General features: G+C 73.3%; 17 protein-coding genes and 3 tRNA genes. 19 read left to right on the forward strand and 1 reads right to left on the reverse strand.

The annotated features are described in order from the left end of the window. The first annotated feature begins 151 nt into the window (after positions 1-151). The 9 genes from ACIP82_RS07835 to ACIP82_RS07875 all read left to right on the forward strand — a co-directional run bounded on the left by ACIP82_RS07835 (position 152) and on the right by ACIP82_RS07875 (position 11,475). Positions 152-3,748 (forward strand): ribonuclease E/G, encoded by a 3,597-nt coding sequence (locus tag ACIP82_RS07835; RefSeq protein WP_400651959.1) that lies wholly within the window; start codon positions 152-154, stop codon positions 3,746-3,748. Positions 3,749-3,972: 224 nt separating this feature from the next. After that, positions 3,973-4,290, forward strand: coding sequence for a 50S ribosomal protein L21 (gene rplU / locus ACIP82_RS07840; protein ID WP_030058249.1), 318 nt, complete (start codon positions 3,973-3,975; stop codon positions 4,288-4,290). A 12-nt stretch (positions 4,291-4,302) separates the two neighbouring features. Continuing rightward, a complete protein-coding gene (gene rpmA, locus ACIP82_RS07845; RefSeq protein WP_209416555.1) occupies positions 4,303-4,560 on the forward strand; it encodes a 50S ribosomal protein L27 in 258 nt (85 codons plus the stop codon). 106 nt (positions 4,561-4,666) lie between these two features. Next, positions 4,667-6,145, forward strand: coding sequence for a GTPase ObgE (gene obgE / locus ACIP82_RS07850; RefSeq protein WP_363607540.1), 1,479 nt, complete (start codon positions 4,667-4,669; stop codon positions 6,143-6,145). Positions 6,146-6,408: 263 nt separating this feature from the next. Then, positions 6,409-7,545, forward strand: coding sequence for a glutamate 5-kinase (gene proB / locus ACIP82_RS07855; protein ID WP_363607539.1), 1,137 nt, complete (start codon positions 6,409-6,411; stop codon positions 7,543-7,545). Positions 7,546-7,677: 132 nt separating this feature from the next. Then, positions 7,678-8,205 (forward strand): hypothetical protein, encoded by a 528-nt coding sequence (locus ACIP82_RS07860; RefSeq protein ID WP_400651965.1) that lies wholly within the window; start codon positions 7,678-7,680, stop codon positions 8,203-8,205. Positions 8,206-8,282: 77 nt separating this feature from the next. Further along, the gene (locus ACIP82_RS07865) at positions 8,283-9,605 is read left to right on the forward strand and encodes a glutamate-5-semialdehyde dehydrogenase (RefSeq protein ID WP_400651967.1); all 1,323 of its coding nucleotides are present in this window, start codon (positions 8,283-8,285) and stop codon (positions 9,603-9,605) included. 89 nt (positions 9,606-9,694) lie between these two features. Then, positions 9,695-10,279 (forward strand): hypothetical protein, encoded by a 585-nt coding sequence (locus ACIP82_RS07870; protein WP_400651969.1) that lies wholly within the window; start codon positions 9,695-9,697, stop codon positions 10,277-10,279. 134 nt (positions 10,280-10,413) lie between these two features. Beyond that, positions 10,414-11,475: a hypothetical protein gene (locus ACIP82_RS07875; RefSeq protein WP_363607535.1), complete on the forward strand. Its 1,062-nt coding sequence runs from the start codon at positions 10,414-10,416 to the stop codon at positions 11,473-11,475. A 71-nt stretch (positions 11,476-11,546) separates the two neighbouring features. On the opposite strand, the gene ACIP82_RS07880 is transcribed toward ACIP82_RS07875, so the two are convergent. Next, positions 11,547-12,611, reverse strand: a complete 1,065-nt coding sequence (locus tag ACIP82_RS07880) for a M48 family metallopeptidase (protein WP_363607534.1) — start codon at positions 12,609-12,611, stop codon at positions 11,547-11,549. A 246-nt stretch (positions 12,612-12,857) separates the two neighbouring features. On the opposite strand from ACIP82_RS07880, the gene ACIP82_RS07885 reads away from it, so the two are divergent. From ACIP82_RS07885 to ACIP82_RS07930, 10 genes are all read left to right on the forward strand, one after another. Continuing rightward, positions 12,858-13,004, forward strand: a complete 147-nt coding sequence (locus tag ACIP82_RS07885) for a hypothetical protein (protein WP_363607533.1) — start codon at positions 12,858-12,860, stop codon at positions 13,002-13,004. 150 nt (positions 13,005-13,154) lie between these two features. Then, positions 13,155-13,313, forward strand: coding sequence for a hypothetical protein (locus ACIP82_RS07890; protein WP_400651971.1), 159 nt, complete (start codon positions 13,155-13,157; stop codon positions 13,311-13,313). 134 nt (positions 13,314-13,447) lie between these two features. Further along, positions 13,448-14,080 carry a nicotinate-nucleotide adenylyltransferase gene (gene nadD / locus ACIP82_RS07895; protein WP_363607531.1) on the forward strand — a complete coding sequence of 211 codons (633 nt, stop codon included), beginning with the start codon at positions 13,448-13,450 and terminating at the stop codon, positions 14,078-14,080. Between the two features lie 45 nt (positions 14,081-14,125). Then, complete coding sequence (locus tag ACIP82_RS07900; RefSeq protein WP_400651975.1) at positions 14,126-15,949, forward strand: LCP family protein; 1,824 nt, start codon at positions 14,126-14,128, stop codon at positions 15,947-15,949. A gap of 125 nt (positions 15,950-16,074) precedes the next feature. Further along, positions 16,075-16,548, forward strand: a complete 474-nt coding sequence (gene rsfS / locus ACIP82_RS07905; RefSeq protein WP_363607529.1) for a ribosome silencing factor — start codon at positions 16,075-16,077, stop codon at positions 16,546-16,548. Further along, positions 16,545-17,192, forward strand: coding sequence for a histidine phosphatase family protein (locus ACIP82_RS07910; RefSeq protein ID WP_400652329.1), 648 nt, complete (start codon positions 16,545-16,547; stop codon positions 17,190-17,192). Before rsfS ends, ACIP82_RS07910 begins: the two co-directional genes overlap by 4 nt. A 139-nt stretch (positions 17,193-17,331) precedes the next feature. Beyond that, a tRNA-Ala gene (locus ACIP82_RS07915) sits at positions 17,332-17,404 on the forward strand. Between the two features lie 37 nt (positions 17,405-17,441). Further along, positions 17,442-17,514, forward strand: a tRNA-Ala gene (locus ACIP82_RS07920). Between the two features lie 316 nt (positions 17,515-17,830). Further along, positions 17,831-17,903, forward strand: a tRNA-Ala gene (locus tag ACIP82_RS07925). 117 nt (positions 17,904-18,020) lie between these two features. Next, positions 18,021-19,328, forward strand: coding sequence for a hypothetical protein (locus ACIP82_RS07930; RefSeq protein WP_363607528.1), 1,308 nt, complete (start codon positions 18,021-18,023; stop codon positions 19,326-19,328). Positions 19,329-19,545 lie beyond the last annotated feature (217 nt).

Raw genomic sequence — 19,545 nt, forward strand, 5'->3', positions numbered from 1 at the left:
AGCGAGACTACGAGCCCCTGTGCGGCCTCGCGTCCGCACGGCGGCACCGAGAAAAGGTCCGGCCCGAGCATCCGTCGCGATGCCGGCCGGCCACCGGTGCCCTGCCGTGCCTGGATACGGAGCCCGGGGGCCTGACGGGAGATCCACCCGCATGCTCGATAACACCGATTCGCAGCAGAACGCTGCACCGGACCAGAACGAATCCGCCGTCGCCGCAGGCGAGGGCGCGACCGCCGCGCCGCCGCGCCGCCGTCGCCGTGCGGTGTCCCGCCCGGCGGGCACCCCGCAGGGGGCTGCCACCGAGGCCGCCGAGACGGTGATCCCGGCCGAGGCCGAGATGCCGGCCGCCGCCGCGCCGGTGGAGGAGCCGGTGGCGGAGAAGCCGGTCCGGGCCCGCCGGGCGCGCAAGCGTGCCGAGGCTCCGGCCGGGGCGCCGGAGGCCACCCCGATCGTCGTCACCGAGCCGGAGGCCGTCGCGGCCGAGGCTCCCGCTGCCGCCGCACCGGTGGCGGAGGAGCCGGTGGCGGAGAAGCCGGTCCGGGCCCGCCGGACCCGCAAGCGTGCCGAGGCCCCCGCCGGGGAGCCCGCCGCCGCCGAGAAGCCGAGCGAGGCGCCGGTCGCCGAGGTGCCCGTCGAGGCTCCCGCCACCGAGACGCCCGCCGAGGAGACCCCGGCCGCCCCGGCCCGCCGACCCCGCCGCCGCCGTGTGGTGGAGGCCGCGCCGGTGGTCGAGGCCCCGGTCGAGGAGCCCGCCGCCGAGGAGGAGGCCCGGGAGCCGCAGGCCGAGCCGGTGGCCGCCGAGGCCCCCGTCCAGGCCGCCCCCGCCGAGCAGCCCGCCCCCGCCCCGGTGGCCGAGGCCGAGCCGGTCCACCGGGTGCGCCGCCGGGCGGTCCGTCCGTCCACCGCGATCTTCCAGGCCCCGGTCTTCCAGGAGCCGGCCCCCTACGAGGCCCCGCAGACGGCTGCTCCGGCGGCTGTCGAGGCCGAGGCCGAGCCCAGGATCGAGGCCAAGGCCGAGCCCAAGTCCAGGGCCAGGGCCAAGGCGCAGGCCCCGGTGCAGGCTCCGGCGGCGGTGTCCGAGGAGGACGAGTACGAGTACAGCGGCGTCGGCCGCCGCCGTCGCACCCGCACCCAGGTCCGGGTGCAGGCCCCGGTCCGCCAGAAGCCCGCCGCCGCCCAGAAGCAGGCCGCGGCTCAGAAGCCGGCCGTCGTCGAGGAGGCCCCGGCCCCGGTCGAGGTGCCCGTCGTCGAGACGCCCGTGGTCGAGGCCCCCGTGGCCGGCCCGGAGGTCGAGGACGAGTGGGAGGACGGCCGTCCGTCCCGCCGTCGCCGCCGGGGCGGCCGTCGTCGCCGCCGCGGTGAGGCCGAGGAGTTCGAGGCCGAGGAGACCGAGCAGCCCGCGGAGGAGCCGGCCGTCGAGGACGAGGAGGGTGAGGACGAGGACGATCTGGCCTCCGGCCTGGCCTCGTCCCGTCGCCGTCGCCGCCGTCGCCGCCGCAGTGGTGAGGCCGGTGCCACCGAGAGCGCCGAGACCACCGAGGACGGCGTCCGCACGGTGGTGAAGGTGCGCGAGCCGCGCCGCCGCTCCACCGAGCCGTCGTTCGACCCGGACGAGGTGCAGTCCATCAAGGGCTCCACCCGCCTGGAGGCCAAGAAGCAGCGCCGCCGCGAGGGCCGCGAGCTGGGCCGTCGCCGGGTGCCGATCATCACCGAGGCCGAGTTCCTGGCCCGCCGCGAGTCGGTCGAGCGCGTCATGGTGGTGCGCCAGAACGGCCAGCGCACCCAGATCGGCGTTCTTGAGGACGGCGTGCTGGTCGAGCACTACGTCAACAAGGAGCAGGCCACCTCGTACGTCGGCAACGTCTACCTGGGCAAGGTCCAGAACGTGCTGCCGTCGATGGAGGCCGCCTTCGTCGACATCGGCAAGGGCCGCAACGCGGTGCTGTACGCCGGTGAGGTCAACTTCGGTTCGCTGGGCGGCCACGGCGGCCCGCGCCGGATCGAGTCGGTGCTGAAGTCCGGCCAGTCCGTCCTGGTGCAGGTCTCCAAGGACCCGATCGGCCACAAGGGCGCCCGCCTGACCAGCCAGATCTCGCTGCCCGGCCGCTACCTGGTGTACGTGCCCGAGGGCTCGATGACCGGCATCTCGCGCAAGCTGCCCGAGAACGAGCGCGCCCGTCTGAAGCAGATCCTCAAGAAGATCGTCCCGGACGACGCGGGCGTGATCGTGCGCACCGCCGCCGAGGGTGCCTCCGAGGACGAGCTGACCCGTGACGTCCAGCGCCTCCAGCAGCAGTGGGAGGAGATCCAGAAGAAGGCCGCGACCGGCAACGCCCCGGCGCTGCTGTACGGCGAGCCGGACATGACCGTCCGGGTCGTGCGCGACATCTTCAACGAGGACTTCACCAAGGTCATCGTCTCCGGCAACGAGGCGTGGAACACCATCCACGACTACGTCTCCAACGTGGCGCCGGACCTCGCCGAGCGGCTCCAGCGGTGGACCTCCGAGGTGGACGTGTTCGCCACCTACCGGATCGACGAGCAGCTGATGAAGGCGCTGGACCGCAAGGTCTGGCTGCCCAGCGGCGGTTCGCTGGTGATCGACCGCACCGAGGCGATGGTCGTCATCGACGTCAACACGGGCAAGTTCGTCGGCCAGGGCGGCAACCTGGAGGAGACGGTCACCCGGAACAACATCGAGGCGGCCGAGGAGATCGTGCGCCAGCTGCGGCTGCGCGACCTCGGCGGCATCATCGTGATCGACTTCATCGACATGGTGCTGGAGTCCAACCGCGACCTGGTGCTGCGCCGTCTGCTGGAGTGCCTGGGCCGGGACCGGACCAAGCACCAGGTGGCCGAGGTCACCTCGCTGGGCCTGGTGCAGATGACCCGCAAGCGGGTCGGCCAGGGCCTGCTGGAGTCGTTCTCCGAGCCGTGCGTGCACTGCAACGGGCGCGGCGTGATCGTGCACATGGAGCAGCCGAGCGTCCACATGGGCGGTGGCGGCCAGGCCGTCGCGGCCGGTGAGGCGGGCTCGGGCGCGGGCAAGCGCCGGCGCCGGGGCAAGGGCGGAGCGGCCCAGGAGGAGCCGCAGGCCGTCGAGGTGGCCCAGCCGGACGAGCACGTCCACGAGGAGGTCGAGGGGCAGCTCGCGATCGAGGAGCTGGAGGTCGTCGAAACCTCCGCTCCGGCCGGGCCGGTCGTGGTCGAGGAGGCCGTGGTCGTGGAGACCGCCGCCGAGCCGGCCCAGCCGAGCCTGGTCGAGATCCCGGCCGCCGCCGCGGCTCCCGCCGGCCGTACCCGTCGCCGTGCGGTGCGCAAGGCGACGGCGCCGGCCGGTGCGCCCGCCGAGGCCGAGATCGTGGTGCTGCAGGCCCGGGCCGACGCGGCGCTGGAGGCGGCCCTCAAGGCCGCCGCCCCGGCCGCCGAGGAGCCGGCCCCGGTCGAGCCGGTCGCGGCCGAGGAGGCCGTGGTCGTGGAGACCGTGGCCGAGCCCGCTGCGCCTGTCGAGGCCCCGGAGGCGGCCGAGGCCGTCGCCGAGGAGCCGGCCGTGACCGAGGAGCCCGCCGAGGAGGCGCCGGCCCCGAAGAAGCGGGCCGCGCGCAAGACCGCCGCGAAGAAGACCGCTGCCAAGAAGACCACGGCAGCGGCGGCCAAGAAGACCACCGCCCGCAAGACCGCGACCAAGCGGACCAGCGCGGCGGCCAAGAAGGCCGCGGCCGCCGAGGGTGATTCGGCAGCCGAGTAGTGCCCGGTGCCCGGGGGCGGACGACCGTCCGCCCCCGGGCCCTGTACGGTCCGGTTTGCCCCTGCGGCGCCCGGTCCGTATTCTTGACCACTGGCGTGTCTACGCCATGCTCCCGAGCACATCACCTCCTGAGACCTTCGTGAGAAGGCCCGGGGGAGGCCCCTGTGTCCGTACCCAGGTGGCTGGCATCGAGAGTTCCGACCGAGTAGGAAAGTAGGTACCGCATGTACGCGATCGTTCGCGCAGGCGGCCGCCAGCACAAGGTCGCCGTCGGCGACGTGCTGGAGATCGACCGTATTGAGGCCAAGCCGGGTGACTCGGTCGAGCTCTCGACCATCCTGATCGTCGACGGTGACGCTGTCACCTCCGACCCCTGGGTCCTCGCTGGCGTGAAGGCTCACGCCGAGGTGGTCGACCAGACCAAGGGCGACAAGATCGTCATCCTGCGCTACAAGAACAAGACCGGTTACCGTCGCCGCCAGGGTCACCGCCAGCAGCACACCGCTGTGCGGATCACGAGCATCGACTCCGTCAGCAAGTAAGGGGATAGCGAGATGGCACACAAGAAGGGCGCAAGCTCTACCCGTAACGGCCGTGACTCGAACGCCCAGCGCCTCGGCGTGAAGCGCTTCGGCGGCCAGGTTGTCTCCGCCGGCGAGATCCTCGTCCGCCAGCGCGGCACCCACTTCCACCCGGGTGCGGGCGTCGGTCGCGGTGGCGACGACACCCTGTTCGCGCTGACCGCCGGTGCCGTGCAGTTCGGCACCCGCCGCGGCCGCAAGGTCGTCAACATCGTGGCCACCGAGGCCTGAGTCTCACCAGACTCACAGTGAAGGGTGGGCCGGAATGTTCCGGTCCACCCTTCATGCTTTAGAGCAGGTAAAGACCGTTTGTCGTACACGTACTGGAGGCACACCCATGACCACCTTCGTGGACCGCGTCGAGCTTCACGTCGCCGCGGGTAACGGGGGCCACGGCTGCGCCTCCGTGCACCGAGAGAAGTTCAAGCCGCTCGGCGGGCCGGACGGTGGCAACGGCGGTGAGGGCGGCAGCATCATCCTCATCGTGGACGCGCAGGTCACCACCCTGCTCGAGTACCACCACTCGCCCAAGCGCAAGGCCACCAACGGCAAGCCCGGCGCGGGCGGCAACCGCACCGGAGCCGACGGCCACGACCTGGTGCTGCCGGTGCCGGACGGCACCGTGGTGCTGGACCGGGAGGGCAACGTCCTCGCCGACCTGGTCGGCCACGGCACCAGCTTCGTCGCCGCCGCGGGCGGCCGCGGCGGCCTGGGCAACGCGGCGCTGGCCTCGGCCCGCCGCAAGGCGCCCGGCTTCGCGCTGCTCGGCGAGCCCGGCGAGGCCCGTGACATCGTCATGGAGCTCAAGTCCGTCGCCGACGTCGCCCTGGTGGGGTACCCGAGCGCGGGCAAGTCCTCGCTGATCTCGGTGCTTTCGGCCGCCAAGCCGAAGATCGCGGACTACCCGTTCACGACCCTGATCCCCAACCTGGGCGTGGTCACCGCGGGCGAGACCGTCTACACCGTCGCCGACGTGCCCGGTCTGATCCCCGGCGCCAGCCAGGGCCGCGGCCTCGGCCTGGAGTTCCTGCGGCACGTCGAGCGCTGTTCGGTGCTGGTGCACGTGCTGGACTGCGCCACGCTGGAGCCCGGCCGTGACCCGCTGACCGACCTGGAGACCATCGAGTCCGAGCTGGCCCAGTACGGCGGTCTGGACGACCGGCCGCGCCTGGTCGCGCTCAACAAGATCGACGTGCCGGACGGCCAGGACATCGCCGACCTCACCCGCGAGTCTTTGGAGGCGCGCGGCTACCGCGTCTTCGAGGTGTCCGCCGCCTCCCGCAAGGGCCTGCGCGAACTGAGCTTCGCGATGGCGCAGATCGTCGCCGAGGCCCGGGCCGCCAAGCCGGTGGAGGAGTCCACCCGGATCGTGCTGCGGCCCGCCGCCGTGGACGACGCGGGCTTCACCATCACCGAGGAGGACGGCGCCTACCGCATCCGCGGCGGCAAGCCGGAGCGCTGGGTCCGCCAGACCGACTTCTCCAACGACGAGGCCGTCGGCTACCTCGCCGACCGGCTCGCCCGCCTCGGTGTCGAGGAGAAGCTGTGGAAGGTCGGCGCCCAGGAGGGCGACACCGTCATCATCGGCCCGGACGAGAACGCCGTCGTCTTCGACTGGGAGCCGACCATGGCCGCCGGTGCCGAGATGCTCGGCCGCCGCGGTGAGGACCACCGCTTCGAGAGCCCGCGTCCGGCCGTCGACCGCCGCCGTGACAAGCAGAAGGGCAAGGACGCGGCCGAGGCCGAGTTCCTCGCCTTCGAGGCGCTCTCCAGCGGCCGCCAGGCCGCCATCGAGGGCGACGACGAGGACAGCTGAGCCGGCGGTTCGACGCGGCCCCCGCCACCCGCAAGGGAGGCGGGGGCCGCGCCGCGTTCGGTCTGGTGAAACGTCACTTCGCCGGGACGGCACGGAACTTGGCCGGGCAGGCCGGTCCGCCGCGGGCCGGGCGGTCGCCGGGCGGCCCGTCCAGCGGGTGACATGACCTGCGGATGGGGTGCGCCGGTCGCGTAGATTGCGGGGGTAACGGCCGGGCCCGGGGCCCGTCGTACCCGCACCACACCGGAAGGGCGTACAGCGAGATGAGCGAGGACTCACTGCGGGACGAGGTGCTGACCGCGCGGCGGATCGTCGTGAAGGTCGGTTCCTCCTCACTCACCACCGCCGCCGGCGGCCTGGACGCCGACCGGGTCGACGCCCTGGTGGACGCGCTGGCCAAGGTGCGCACCCGGGCGGAGGCGCCCGAGGTGGTCCTGGTCTCCTCCGGCGCCATCGCGGCGGGCCTCGCCCCGCTCGGCCTGGACGGGCGGCCCAAGGACCTCGCCCGCCAGCAGGCCGCCGCCAGCGTCGGGCAGGGCCTGCTGGTCGCCCGCTACACCGCCTCCTTCGCGCGGTACGGCATCCGGGTCGGCCAGGTGCTGCTGACCGCCGAGGACGCCAGCCGCCGGGCCCACTACCGCAACGCCTACCGGACGCTCGACCAGCTGCTGGCGATGGGCGCGATGCCGATCGTCAACGAGAACGACACCGTCGCCACCGCCGAAATCAAGTTCGGTGACAACGACCGGCTGGCCGCGCTGGTCGCCCATCTGGTCCGGGCCGACCTGCTGGTGCTGCTCTCCGACGTGGACGGCCTCTACGACGGCGACCCGAGCCGCCCCGGCACCAGCCGGATCGCCCAGGTGGCCGGACCGCACGACCTGGACGGCATCCAGATCGGCAGCGCGGGCAAGGCCGGTGTCGGCACCGGCGGCATGGTCACCAAGGTCGAGGCGGCCCGGATCGCCACCGGCGCGGGCATCCCGGTGGTGCTCACCGCCGCCAGCCACGCCGCCGACGCGCTGGCCGGCCGGCCCACCGGCACGCTGTTCCTGCGCACCGGCAGCCGCTCCTCCGACCGGCTGCTCTGGCTGGCCCACGCGAGCAGCCCGCGCGGCGCCCTGCACCTGGACGAGGGCGCGGTCGCGGCGGTGGTCTCCGGTGGCGCCTCGCTGCTGCCGGCCGGGGTCACCAAGGTCGACGGGGAGTTCGCCGCGGGTGATCCGGTGGACCTTCTTGGTGAAAACGGCCACATCGTGGCGCGCGGACTGGTCAACTTTGATGCGAGGGAGTTGCCCCGCCTGCTCGGCCGGTCCACCCGAGACCTGGCCCAGGAGTTCGGCGCCGCGTACGAGCGTGAGGTCGTTCACCGCGACGACCTGGTCGTCCTGCGCGGCTGACCGGCCAGCGCGGGCGGCGGGCCACTCCGCACGGGGTTCACGCCCGGCCGCGGGCGGGGAGGCACGCAGCCTTACGCGTCGGGCCGGGCCGGCGGGTACGACGACACGACATCGCCGAACAGGAGGCCGCCGGTGGAACGCAGGCGCGAGGCAGCGCTGACCGGAGGGCCGGCGGGCCGGCGGCTGACCAGCATCGACGGCGGACGCGGTGGCGACGGCCCCGCCGGGCCGTCAGGCCCGCCGCCGCAGGGGCCCGGCGGGGTGCGCAGGCTGCGGCCGGACCGGCGGGACGCGGGCGACCCGCCCACGGTGCCCGAGCAGGCCCGGCTCTGGCACGTGGTGCTGAGCGTCGCCGGGCAGGTCACCCCGCTGTCGGAGCTGCGGGCCGGGCTGGAGCGGCTGGCGCACGACCACTCGTTCTTCCTGACCGCCCGCTACGCCGCCGACCACGCCGAGATCCGCTACTGGGAGCAGGCGCGGGACCTGCACGACGCGGCGGCGATCGCGCTGCGGCTGTGGGGCGAGCACAAGGTGACGGCGAGCCTGCCGGCGTGGGAGATCGTCGGCCTGGAGGTGGTCGACCGCGCGACGTACCACAAGCGGGTGGCCGAGGGCTTCGGCGATCCGCCCCCGCACCTGGGCGGGGTCCACCCGTACTGAGCCGCCCTGCCGCGGGCTCCGTCTCACCGGGCGAAATGCCCGCCGGACGCCGCCCGCGCAGTCGCTACCCTTGGCACATGACCAGCGACCTCGCCACCGCCGACAGCCCCGTCCTCGCCGTAGCGCGCCGAGCCCGGGAGGCCGCCGCCGCGCTCGCCCCGCTGCCGCGCCGGGCGAAGGACACCGCGCTGCTGGCGATCGCGGACGCCCTGGTGGCCCGCAGCGCCGAGATCACCGCCGCCAACGCCGAGGACGTCGCGCGGGCCCGCGCGGCCGGCACCGCCGAGTCGGTGGTCGACCGGCTGACCCTCGACCACGAGCGGATCGCCGCGATCGCCTCCGACGTCCGCGACGTGGCCGGGCTGCCCGATCCGGTCGGCGAGGTGGTGCGCGGCTACACCCTGCCCAACGGTCTGGACGTGCGCCAGGTACGGGTGCCGCTCGGCGTCGTCGGCATCATCTACGAGGCCCGTCCCAACGTCACGGTGGACGCCGCCGCGCTCTGCCTGAAGTCCGGCAACGCCGTGCTGCTGCGCGGCTCGGCCTCCGCCTACCGCTCCAACACCGCGCTGATCACGGTGTTGCGCGACGCGGTCGAGGCGGCCGGGCTGCCCGCCGACGCGATCCAGCTCGTCCCCGGTGAGAGCCGGGACTCGGTGCGGGAGCTGATGCGCGCCCGCGGTCTGGTGGACGTGCTGATCCCGCGCGGCGGCGCCTCGTTGATCCGGACCGTGGTCGAGGGCTCGACCGTCCCGGTGATCGAGACCGGCACCGGCAACTGCCATGTCTACGTGGACGCCCGGACCGACCTCGCGATGGCCGTCGGCATCCTGCTGAACTCCAAGGCCCAGCGGGTCAGCGTCTGCAACTCGGCCGAGACGCTGCTGGTCCACCAGGACGTCGCGGACGCCTTCCTGCCGTTGGCGCTGGCCGCGCTCGCCGAGGCCGGGGTGACCGTGCACGGCGACGACGCGGTGCTCAAGGCCGCCGAGGGCACGGCGGCGACGGTGGTGCCGGCCACCGAGGAGGACTGGGGGACGGAATACCTCTCCTACGACCTGGCGGCCGCCGTGGTGCCCTCGCTGGACGCCGCCGTCGAGCACATCCGCCGCTGGTCCTCCGGCCACACCGAGGCGATCGTCACCACCTCGCAGGCGGCCGCCCGCCGCTTCACGCAACTGGTCGACGCGACCACGGTGGCCGTCAACGCGTCCACCCGGTTCACCGACGGCGGTGAGTTCGGCTTCGGTGCCGAGATCGGCATCTCCACCCAGAAGCTGCACGCCCGCGGCCCGATGGGCCTGCCCGAGCTGACCAGCACCAAGTACATCGTCACCGGTGACGGGCATGTCCGGGGCGAGGCGACGCAGACCGTGGGCGGGGCCGCCGACGCCGGCTGAGCGCGCCCGGGACGGCTCGCTTCACACGGGTGACGAACCAACTGGGAGGAGCCACAGACAAAACGGCCGCCCGGTAATACGCTGAATCCGTGGCTGACGATGTGGGGGGCTCGCCGTACCCCGACGGCGCCGACCACGGTGGTGCGGACGACGAGTTCGCCACCGTGGTCTTCGATGAGGCCTTCGTGCGGTCCGCCGCCGTGCACGAGCCGACGGCCAAGGAGCGGCAGCTCGCCGCCGCCGAGGCCCGGTTCGAGCCGGACACGGTGGGACCGGGCTGGGGCTATGACATTCCGGCCGGTGACGGGTTGCCGCTGGAGCTGCGCCCGCACCCGAGCGGGCTGGACGACGACCGCCTCTATTCCGACCCGTGGTCGGCGCCCGGCCGGGCGACTGGGCGCCGGTGGGGCCGGAGCGGCGTCTACGACCCGGTCCGGGCCGGGCGCGGGCGCTATGTCGCCCAGCAGCGCTGGCACCGGCCGGTGGCCTGGGTGCTCGCCGTGATCATGGGCGTGAGCCTGGTCGCGGTGGCCGTCGCGGCGGTCTACCAGGGCGTGGGCGGGGCCGACGGAGGACCGGCGCCCCGGCCCGAGTCCGGCAACAGCAGTGTGGGGGCCGATCCGGTGCCCTCGCCGGCCGAACCGTCGCTCGTGGTCACCGCTCCGGCGGGCTGAGCCGCTGATCCGGCGGAGCCGGGGGCCGGTGTGCCCGGGGCCGTACGGGGGCGCTCCGGGCGGTCACGGAGCGGCCCCGGGAATCTGTGGCAGGACTCTCGTGGCGGGGCCGGGGTGCGGCTTACCCTGGTGTTATGGGTGACCCGCGAGAGCCTCCGGAGGGTGCGCCCGACGGTGGTTCCGGAAATGAGGACGAGTACCGGTCCGTCGTCTTCGACGAATCCTTCGTCCGGGCTGCCCGGATCCAGGAGCTCTCCGCCCGGGAGCGGCTGGCCGGCTCCTTCGGCCGGGCCACCCGCCCGCGCGTACGGCTCGGCCCGCTGGGCACCGTGCCCCGGCAGGCGCTCGCCCTGCTGCTGCTCATCCTGGTGGCCTTCGCGGCCGCGGTGTACTTCGGCATCAGCTCGCCCGAACGGCAGTCGGCCCAGCCCTCGGGCAGTCAACTGACCACCAGTCTGGTGGCGTTGAGCCCGGCTTCGGCGGTCAGGCCGGTCGCCGACCCGGCCGGCCCCTTCGCCTCGCTGCCGCCCGGCTACAGCGACGGCGCGATCGGTCTCGGGACGCCCGCCGGAGCGGCCACCGAGCACTTCAGCAAGGCCGAGGTGACCAAGGCGCTCGACACCGTCCAGCGCTATCTGGTCGCCTCCTCGCTGGCGCCCGCGGCCCTGATCCAGGGGGCGACCGGCGATGTGCGGGCCTTCGTCACCCCGGGTGAGCAGGCCCAGTTCGATACGAGCGTGGCCCAGCCGGCCGACGACCGGCACCACGCGCTGACCGGCTGGCTGGTCCGCTTCGACCCCGGCCAGGTCGCGCTGGCCTCGGGCACCGTCAAGGTCGCGGGCGCGATGCGGATCGACGAGGCGGACAGCGGCACGCTGCAGATCGCCACCGACCACACCTTCGTCTACGCGCTGAAGCCGGCCGGCGCGTCGAGCGGCGCACCGGTCACCCTGGAGACCGTCCGGCGGCAGCTGACGTTCGACTTCGACCGGGTCGACCTGGCCGCCACCCAGCTGCGGCTGGTGGACTCGGTGCTCCAGGCCGGTCCGGCCCCGTGCACCGGCTCGATGGCCGGGTTCCTCCAGCCGGTGCTCGCCACGGCGGGCGGCACCTCGGTGCCCGCCCCGCCCGGGATCGACCCGGGCAACCACGCCCAGCCCGCCTGGCAGGTCTGCGGGGTGCTGGCGGGAGGCTGACCGCTCCCCGGGCCCGCCGACGGCCCCCGGCGGGGAGCCGGGAGCCGTCCGCCGGGGCGGTACCGGTGGGGTCAGTCGTCGTCGCGGGTCGGGCCGCCGGTGGATCCGTTGCCGCGCGAGGCGCCGGTGAAGGTGTCGCGGAGCTTGCCGCCGACGGTCGCGGCGCCGCCGGCGACATCGCGGATCAGGCCCATCAGCGGGTCCTTGCTCTCCTTCACCGAGGTGGTGTAGTGGTCGGCGGCGGCCCTCCACTGGTCGCCGACCGAGGTCTCCGGGTCCTCGCCGCGGCGCGGGTAGGCGCCCGCCAGGATCGAGCGGTACTCGTCGCTCTCCGACCACTTCTTCAGCTGGGCGACCCGTACCACCGCGAAGGGGTGGCTCTGCGGCAGCACCTGGAGCAGCTTCAGCACGCCGTCGCGCAGGTCGCCGGCCTTGTCGTACTCCGCGGCCTGCTCCAGGAAGGCGTCGACGTTCATCTCGGCGAGGTTGTGGCCACCGGCCAGCTTCATCAGGGCCCGCATGGACGCCTGGAGGTCCTGCCCGGCGAGCAGGCCGGCCCGGTCGCTGGAGAGCTCGGCCTTGCGGAACCACTCCTTGAGCGCGGTGACGATCGCCATGATCGCCAGGTTGCCGAGCGGCACCCAGGCGATCCGGGTGGCGATGTTGGTGAGGATCAGCAGCATCGTCCGGTAGACCGCGTGGCCGGACATCGCGTGACCGACCTCATGGCCGATGACCGAGCGCAGCTCCTCCTCGTCCAGCAGCTCGACCAGGCCGCTGGTGACCACGATGATCGGGGTGTCGATGCCGATGCAGTACGCGTTGACCGTCGGGTCCTGGGTGACGTAGAGGTCCGGGATCCGCTCCAGGTCGAGCACGTAGCCGGCGTCGCGCACCATGTTGTAGAGCTCGGGGAACTGGCGCTCGGACGTCTTCACGGCGGTGGCCAGGAACATCAGCCGGATCGAACGCTCGGAGACCAGACCGGCGAGCTTCCTGAGCACGTCGTCGAAGCCGGTCAGCTTGCGCAGCGCGACCAGGGCGGAGCGGTCCGCGGGGTGCTCCCAGGCCCGGGTGGAGATCTCCGGGAAGCGCTGGCGGCGCCGGCTCGGGGTCTTCTCGGTCGTATCGGTCATGGTGTGAGTACCTCCTGCTCGACGGCGGCCCCGGCCGCTGGCCGGCCCCCGCTGCTCTTCGTCTGCAACGACTGTCTGTGCAACGTCCGTGGTTGCGTACTCGTCCCCGCGGCCACCCTACGCGCGGTGCGGGCCGCGCCGCAGGGGGCGGTGGGCGGCGCGGATGTGAAGCCGGTCTACCCTGAATGTCCTGGATAGCCGAGACCAGACCTGGCCGCGGTACCGAGCAGTTCGAGGAGCCCGCAGATGTCCACCGACGCCCTTGTCAGCCTGGCCGGCCCGATCTCCACGGAGGACGGCCCGGGGCTGTTCCTGCGCATCATCGTGGTGGCCTCCTTCGTGGGCGTCGGACTGCTCGCCTGGATCCTGCTGCGGGCCGGCCGCAACAACTGAGCACACCCCCGCCGGGCACCCGGCTCACGCCTGATCAGACGCGGTGGGCCGCCGAGCGGTTGCCGTGTAACCACCCGTACGATGGCGGGTGGGGCCCTCACCGGCCCGACACCCTGGTCCGTCACCCGAGCCGAGAAGGTCCCGCCGACCATGAACACTGCCGCCGCACTTCCCGTTCTGAACCTGCTCGCCTCCGAGGGCGAGGGGGGCAACCACGAGAGCCTCAACCCGTACCTGACGGGCGGCGCCGCGCTGTTCATCCTGCTGCTGCTGCTCTACGTCACCACCCGCTTCAACCGGGACCGCTGAGTCCCGCCGAGCCGTCCCGGTGGTGGCCAGGGGAGCGTCCGGTGTGAGTGCCGGCCGCTCCCTCGCGCGTGTCCGGGGCGGCCCCCACCCGGGCGTTCCCGCACCGTAACGCGTGTCGCGTAAGGTGTGGCGCCATGGGAGAGCAGGCCGGGAATCCCGGCGGACCGGTACCGGTGAAGAAGCGCCTCGGCGTCATGGGTGGCACCTTCGACCCGATCCACCACGGGCACCTGGTCGCCGCCAGTGAGGTGGCGAGCGCGTTCCACCTCGATGAGGTGATCTTCGTGCCGACCGGGCAGCCGTGGCAGAAGAGCGACCGCCATGTCACCCCGGCCGAGGACCGCTACCTGATGACGGTCATCGCCACCGCGGAGAACCCGCAGTTCTCGGTCAGCCGGATCGACATCGACCGCGAGGGTCCGACGTACACCGTCGACACCCTGCGCGACCTGCACGCACTGCACCCGGACGCCGACCTCTTCTTCATCACCGGTGCCGACGCGCTTGCCCAGATCCTCTCCTGGCGGGACTCCGACGAGCTTTTCTCGCTCGCGCACTTCATCGGCTGTACCCGCCCGGGGCACACTCTTTCGGACGCCGGGCTTCCGGTGGGCGGGGTCTCCCTGGTGGAGGTCCCGGCCCTGGCCATCTCCTCCACGGACTGCCGCAACCGGGTCGCCAAGGGCGAGCCGGTCTGGTACCTCGTCCCGGACGGCGTGGTCCGCTACATCGACAAGCGTGCGCTCTACGCGCCGCACCGGATCTGAATCCCGGAGGGGCGGGCGCATGAGCGAGCGGAGCGAGGTGGGCGCATGAGCGAGCGCACGGGCGGCCAGGACGACTGGTCCACCGGCCAGTACCAGCAGTACCAGCCCTACCAGGAGCAGGCCCCGCAGCAGCAACAGCCGCAGCAGTACGACCAGTACGGGCAGCCGGTGCCGTCGGCGTACCCGCAGCAGGGCGGGTACGGCTACCAGGAGCAGCAGCAGTACCAGCCGTACGAGCAGCAGGCCCCGCAGCAGCAACAGCCGCAGCAGCAACAGCCGCAGCAGTACGACCAGTACGGGCAGCCGGTGCCGTCGGCGTACCCGCAGCAGGGCGGGTACGGCTACCAGGAGCAGCAGCAGTACCAGCAGGCCTACGACCCGTACCCCCAGCAGCAGTACGCCACCGCGCCGCAGCCGGTGGTCACCGAGCCCGAGCCCGTTCCGGCCGCGCCGGCGCCCGCGCCGCCGCGTCCGCGCGCGGCCCGGCCCGCCGCCACCGAGGCGGCTCCGGCCAAACCGGAGCCGCCGTCCGAGCAGGTCGGCGGGGGCCGTGCGGGCAGGTCCGCCGCCGGCAAGCCGGGTGCGGGCAAGTCCGGTGCGGGCGCCGGGAAGACGTCCAAGGACGACTACCCCACGGACGAGTTCACCTTCGTCGACGAGGAGGCGGAGGAGTCCGAGGACGTCATCGACTGGCTGAAGTTCGCCGAGTCCCGCAGCGAGGTGCGGGCCGAGCGCCGCCGCAAGCTGCGCAACCGGCTGATCGGCGCCGGCGTGGTGGTGGCGCTCGCGGCGGCCGGGGCCGGCGGCTACCTCTGGTTCACCGGGGACAAGCAGACCGCGGCGACCGCGGCCGGTCCGCGCCAGGTCAACGTGGTGCACCTGCGCGACCTGCAGGGCAAGGTCTCCAGCGCGCTGCTGGTCAACGACTCCTCCGGGCACAAGGGCACCGTGCTGCTGCTGCCCGACACCCTCCGGCTGCCCGGCCCGGGCGACCCGCCGGTCACCACGGTCGGCCAGGCGATGGACAGCATCGGGCCGTCCGCCACCAGGGAAGGCCTGACCACCGTGCTGGGTGCCCCGGTGGCCGGCACCTGGCGGCTGGACACCCCGTACCTGGAACTGCTGGTCGCCCAGCTCGGCGGGGTCCGGGTGGACACCAACGCCGAGGCCCACGAGGGCGGCAAGCCGGACGGCAAGCTGCTCGCCGCCGCGGGCAAGAACACCCTGCTGAACGGCAAGGCCGCGGTCGCCTACGCCACCTACCAGGCGCCCACCGAGAACCGGGACGCCCAACTGGCCCGGTTCGGACAGGTGATGGACGCGGTGGTGCGCACCATGCCGACCGAGTTCAAGGACGCCAAGGACGATGTGCACCGGATGAACGCGGTGCTCGACCCGTCGCTGCCCGAGGACGCCCTGGCGGGGGTGCTCGTCCAGCTCTCCCAGCAGGCCAAGGACGGCCACTTCGGCACCACCGCACTGACGGTCAAGCCGGACGGCACCCTGGACGACGCCACGGCCGGCAAGCAGGTCAAGGACGTGCTGGGCGGCACCGTGAAGTCCGCCGCCTCGGGCGACGCCCCGGCCCGGGTCAGCATCCAGGACGCCAGCGGCAACGACCAGGCGGCGGCCGCCGCCCAGGTCCAGGTGATGAACGCGGGCCTCACCTTCATCCCCGGCGGGTCGAAGACCGCCCCGCAGGCCGTCAGTGAGATCCGCTACACCGACGACGCCCGGCAGGCCGCGGCGAAGTCGCTGGCGCTCAGCCTCAACCTGCCGGAGACGGCGGCGAAGAAGGTCACCGACGCCCAGAACGCGGATCTGGTGGTCGTGCTGGGCAAGGACTACCAGGCGCCGAAGACGCAGTAGCCCCGGGTGTGCGCGGCGGCCCCGGAAAACGGTTCCGGGGCCGCCCGGGCGGCGTGAGATCCTGGAAGGCGATCCCCGGCCGGGTGCCGGGGACCGCCCCCAAGCCGTCGAGCCGGAAGAACACCGTGACCGTCACCGAGCACAGCCAGGAACTCATCACCGTCGCCGCCCAGGCGGCGGCCGACAAGCTGGCCCACAACATCATCGCGTTCGACGTCAGCGAGGTGCTGTCGATCACCGACGCCTTCGTGATCGCCTCCGCGAACAACGACCGCCAGGTCAAGTCCATCGCCGAGGAGATCGAGGACCAGCTCCGCGAGAAGCTGGACGTCAAGCCGGTGCGCCGGGAGGGCGAGCGCGAGGGCCGCTGGATCCTGCTCGACTACCTGGACATCGTGGTGCACATCCAGCACTCCGAGGAGCGCTCCTTCTACTCGCTCGACCGGCTCTGGAAGGACTGCCCCGAACTCCCGCTGCCGGCCGACGCGCTGGCCACCCGCAACCGCCCCGAGGACGTGCGGACCGATGCGGCCGGCAACGCCGTCGCCCCGGCCGAGGTCGCCCCGGCCGACGACTTCGGCGCCGAGGACTACAGCTGAGCGGGGACGCGCGAGGTCCGCGCATCGTCTTCTGGCGGCACGGCCAGACGTCCTGGAACCTCGAATCGCGGTTCCAGGGCAGCACGGACATCGAGCTGACCGGGCAGGGCGTCCAGCAGGCCCAGCGGGCCGCCAGGCTGCTCGCCGGCCTCCACCCCGACCTGCTGATCTCCTCGGACCTCCAGCGCGCCCGGCGCACCGCCGAGGAGCTGGCGAAGATCACCGGCCTGGACGTGCAGCACCACGACGGCCTGCGTGAGACCTACGCGGGCACCTGGCAGGGGCTGACCAACGCCGAGATCCGCGCCCGCTTCCCGGGGGAGTACGCGGCCTGGGCGCAGGGCGAACCGGTCCGGCGCGGTGGCGGTGAGCTGTCCACCGAGGTGGCCGACCGCTCGGTGCCGGTCGTGCTGGACACGGTCGGGAAGCTGCCGGAGGACGGCACCCTGGTGGTGGTCAGCCACGGCGGCACCATCAGGACCATGCTCGGGCGGCTGCTCGGCCTGGAGCCGGCGCTCTGGGAGTGCTTCGGCGGCCTGTCCAACTGCTGCTGGTCCGTTCTGGGCCGGGGCGTGCGCGGCTGGCGCCTGCTGGAGCACAACGCGGGCACGCTGCCGCAGCCGGTGATCGGCGACGACACCTGAGTGGGGGCTGCCGGCGGTGATCCGCCGAGCGGCCGGCGGGGACGGATTTCGCAGTTCCGGGCCTGACCAGTTAGAGTCTTCCTCGTTCGCACGGAGGAAAACGCGGCCCGGAAGGGAAGCGGAAAATCCGGTGAAGTGCGGGGCTGTAGCTCAGTTGGTAGAGCGCTTGCATGGCATGCAAGAGGTCCGGGGTTCAATTCCCCGTAGCTCCACTCCGCACCTGCGGTCCGCGAGGGCCGTGCGTGTCGCGGGGCTGTAGCTCAGTTGGTAGAGCGCTTGCATGGCATGCAAGAGGTCCGGGGTTCAATTCCCCGTAGCTCCACAACAGTGAGAAGGCCGCCACCCACCGGGTGGCGGCCTTCTCCGTTTTCCGGGTCCGTGTTCCCGGGCCCTGCGGGTTCCCGCCGTCTCCGCGTGCTCTGGGTGCCTCGGGTGCTTCGGGTGCGTGCTGCCGGTCGGCGGCGGGGTGCTCGTCACCGCCGTCCTCGCGGGGGCCTTCGCCGGCCGTACCCGGTGGGTGGCGGGCGGGCCCGCGGGCGCCTCCGGCAACGGATTCGTGGACCACCCCCGTGACCGTGTAAAGTAGTCGATGTCGCCGAGGGAAACCGCAGGTAGCCCCCGGTGACAACGCAGGTCAAGGGGCTGTAGCTCAGTTGGTAGAGCGCTTGCATGGCATGCAAGAGGTCCGGGGTTCAATTCCCCGTAGCTCCACAGCAGTCGAGGGCCGCCTCCCGTTCCGGGAGGCGGCCCTCGGCGTTTCCCGCCGGGCGGGCGCACGGTTGACCCGTCTCGCAGCGCCCGGCCCGTGCCGCCCGCTACGGTCGTGACATGGCCGATCTGGAGCGCAGACGCAACGAGGAACTGGCCCGGATACTGCACCAGCTCGGCTGGAACCCGGAGCGCCTGGCCCGGGAGGTGAACCTCACCCTGCAGCCAGGCCTGGCGATCAGCTCCACCGCCCCGTACAAGTGGCGCGACCGGGGCATGGTGCCGCGCAGCCCGCACGACCAGGCGGTCTGCGAGGTGCTCAGCCGCACGCTGGGCATCGCCGTCACCTATGAGCAGCTCTGGGGCCGGATGGGCGGCAACCGGGGAGCCAAGATCCTCTCGCCGCGGCTGCTCACCGACCCGTGGACGGCCGACACCGCCCAGACCGCCCTGCGCGAGGCGGCCACCGACGCCGGGCCGGTCCGGCTCACCGACCTCTTCCGGGGCGCCGACCTCGACCAGGCCGCCCGTCGGCTGGCCTCCCCGCCACCACCGGTCGGCGGTGGCGAGGGCGCCCTGCGGATCGACCCCGGCCTGGTCGACGAGCTCGGCTTCTCCTACCGGAGCAAGCTGCGGCTGGAGCGGGCCTGCGGGGGCGGGCTCGTCCTCGGCCCGGCCCGGGCCGAACTCGCCATGGTGGCCAAACTGCTGGAGCTCGGCGCGTACGACGAGAAGCGCGGGCGCGAGCTGTACGGCACGGCGAGCCGGCTGGCCGGGCTGGCCGGCTCGGCCGCCTACGACCTCGGCCATGACGCGGCCGCCCAGCGGGCGTTCGTGGCCGCGCTGCGGGCCGCGCACGTCAGCGGCGACCCCCGGCTCGGGGTGGAGGTGGTCGGCTCTCTGGTGGTACTGGCCACACACGGTCCGGGCGGGCGGGGGTCGGGCGCCGTCACGATGCTGGCCGCGGCGCTGGAGTCCGCCGGGGACACCCTCGGCCCGGCCGAACGGGCGCTCCAGTACGGCCGGATCGCCCGTGCGTACGGGCGGTGGGGCGAGCCGGAGGCGGCCGGTGCGGCGGCGGAGCGGGCGTTCGCGGAGGCGGGTGACGGGGTGATGGCGGATCCCGAGACGGGGGCCGATCTCGCGGGCATGGTGGGGGAGGCGTACCTCTACCTCGGTGACCACCGGCGGGCCCAGGCCCTGCTCGCCGAGGCGGTGGCCGGCCTCGGCCCCGGCCGGGCCCGGGCCAAGGCCCTGCTGCTGGTCCGGCTGGCCGACTCCCACCGCCGCGACGGCGCCCCCGAGGAGGCCGCCAGGACCGCCGTCCTGGCCCGCGCGCTGGCCTCCGGTATGCAGTCCGAGCGGGTGGCCCGGGCGCTGCGCGACTTCGACGCGGCCTCCCGGGCGGCATTGCCGGGAGGCGCCTGAGCCCCTTGCGGTACCCTGAGCCCATGCGAACCGTGCGCCTGCTCCTTAGCTGGCCGCGCTGACCAGGACCGGCCGCGCCTTCGGGTGGTGCCGGAGTCGGCGTGGCGTCCCCTCCTGCGAGGGGATTTTTTGTTTTCCGCCTGCGTTTCCCGCGCCCTGGCCGTGGCCGGCCGGGTACCGGTACGGGCCCGGCGACGGTTCGCCAACCGACATCGAT

The sequence above is a fragment of the Kitasatospora sp. NPDC088548 genome (assembly GCF_044753005.1).
Classification (GTDB): Bacteria; Actinomycetota; Actinomycetes; order Streptomycetales; family Streptomycetaceae; genus Kitasatospora.

Bases quoted from the DNA above. Each gene is read 5' to 3' on its own strand.
- ACIP82_RS07890 (WP_400651971.1), top strand. From the start codon at position 13,155: ATGAACACTGCCGCCGCACTTCCCGTTCTGAACCTGCTCGCCTCCGAG.
- ACIP82_RS07865 (WP_400651967.1), top strand. From the start codon at position 8,283: ATGACCAGCGACCTCGCCACCGCCGACAGCCCCGTCCTCGCCGTAGCG.
- obgE (WP_363607540.1), top strand. From the start codon at position 4,667: ATGACCACCTTCGTGGACCGCGTCGAGCTTCACGTCGCCGCGGGTAAC.
- ACIP82_RS07875 (WP_363607535.1), top strand. From the start codon at position 10,414: ATGGGTGACCCGCGAGAGCCTCCGGAGGGTGCGCCCGACGGTGGTTCC.
- ACIP82_RS07880 (WP_363607534.1), bottom strand. From the start codon at position 12,611: ATGACCGATACGACCGAGAAGACCCCGAGCCGGCGCCGCCAGCGCTTC.
- ACIP82_RS07835 (WP_400651959.1), top strand. From the start codon at position 152: ATGCTCGATAACACCGATTCGCAGCAGAACGCTGCACCGGACCAGAAC.
- rpmA (WP_209416555.1), top strand. From the start codon at position 4,303: ATGGCACACAAGAAGGGCGCAAGCTCTACCCGTAACGGCCGTGACTCG.
- ACIP82_RS07930 (WP_363607528.1), top strand. From the start codon at position 18,021: ATGGCCGATCTGGAGCGCAGACGCAACGAGGAACTGGCCCGGATACTG.
- ACIP82_RS07885 (WP_363607533.1), top strand. From the start codon at position 12,858: ATGTCCACCGACGCCCTTGTCAGCCTGGCCGGCCCGATCTCCACGGAG.
- rplU (WP_030058249.1), top strand. From the start codon at position 3,973: ATGTACGCGATCGTTCGCGCAGGCGGCCGCCAGCACAAGGTCGCCGTC.
- ACIP82_RS07900 (WP_400651975.1), top strand. From the start codon at position 14,126: ATGAGCGAGCGCACGGGCGGCCAGGACGACTGGTCCACCGGCCAGTAC.
- proB (WP_363607539.1), top strand. From the start codon at position 6,409: ATGAGCGAGGACTCACTGCGGGACGAGGTGCTGACCGCGCGGCGGATC.
- nadD (WP_363607531.1), top strand. From the start codon at position 13,448: ATGGGAGAGCAGGCCGGGAATCCCGGCGGACCGGTACCGGTGAAGAAG.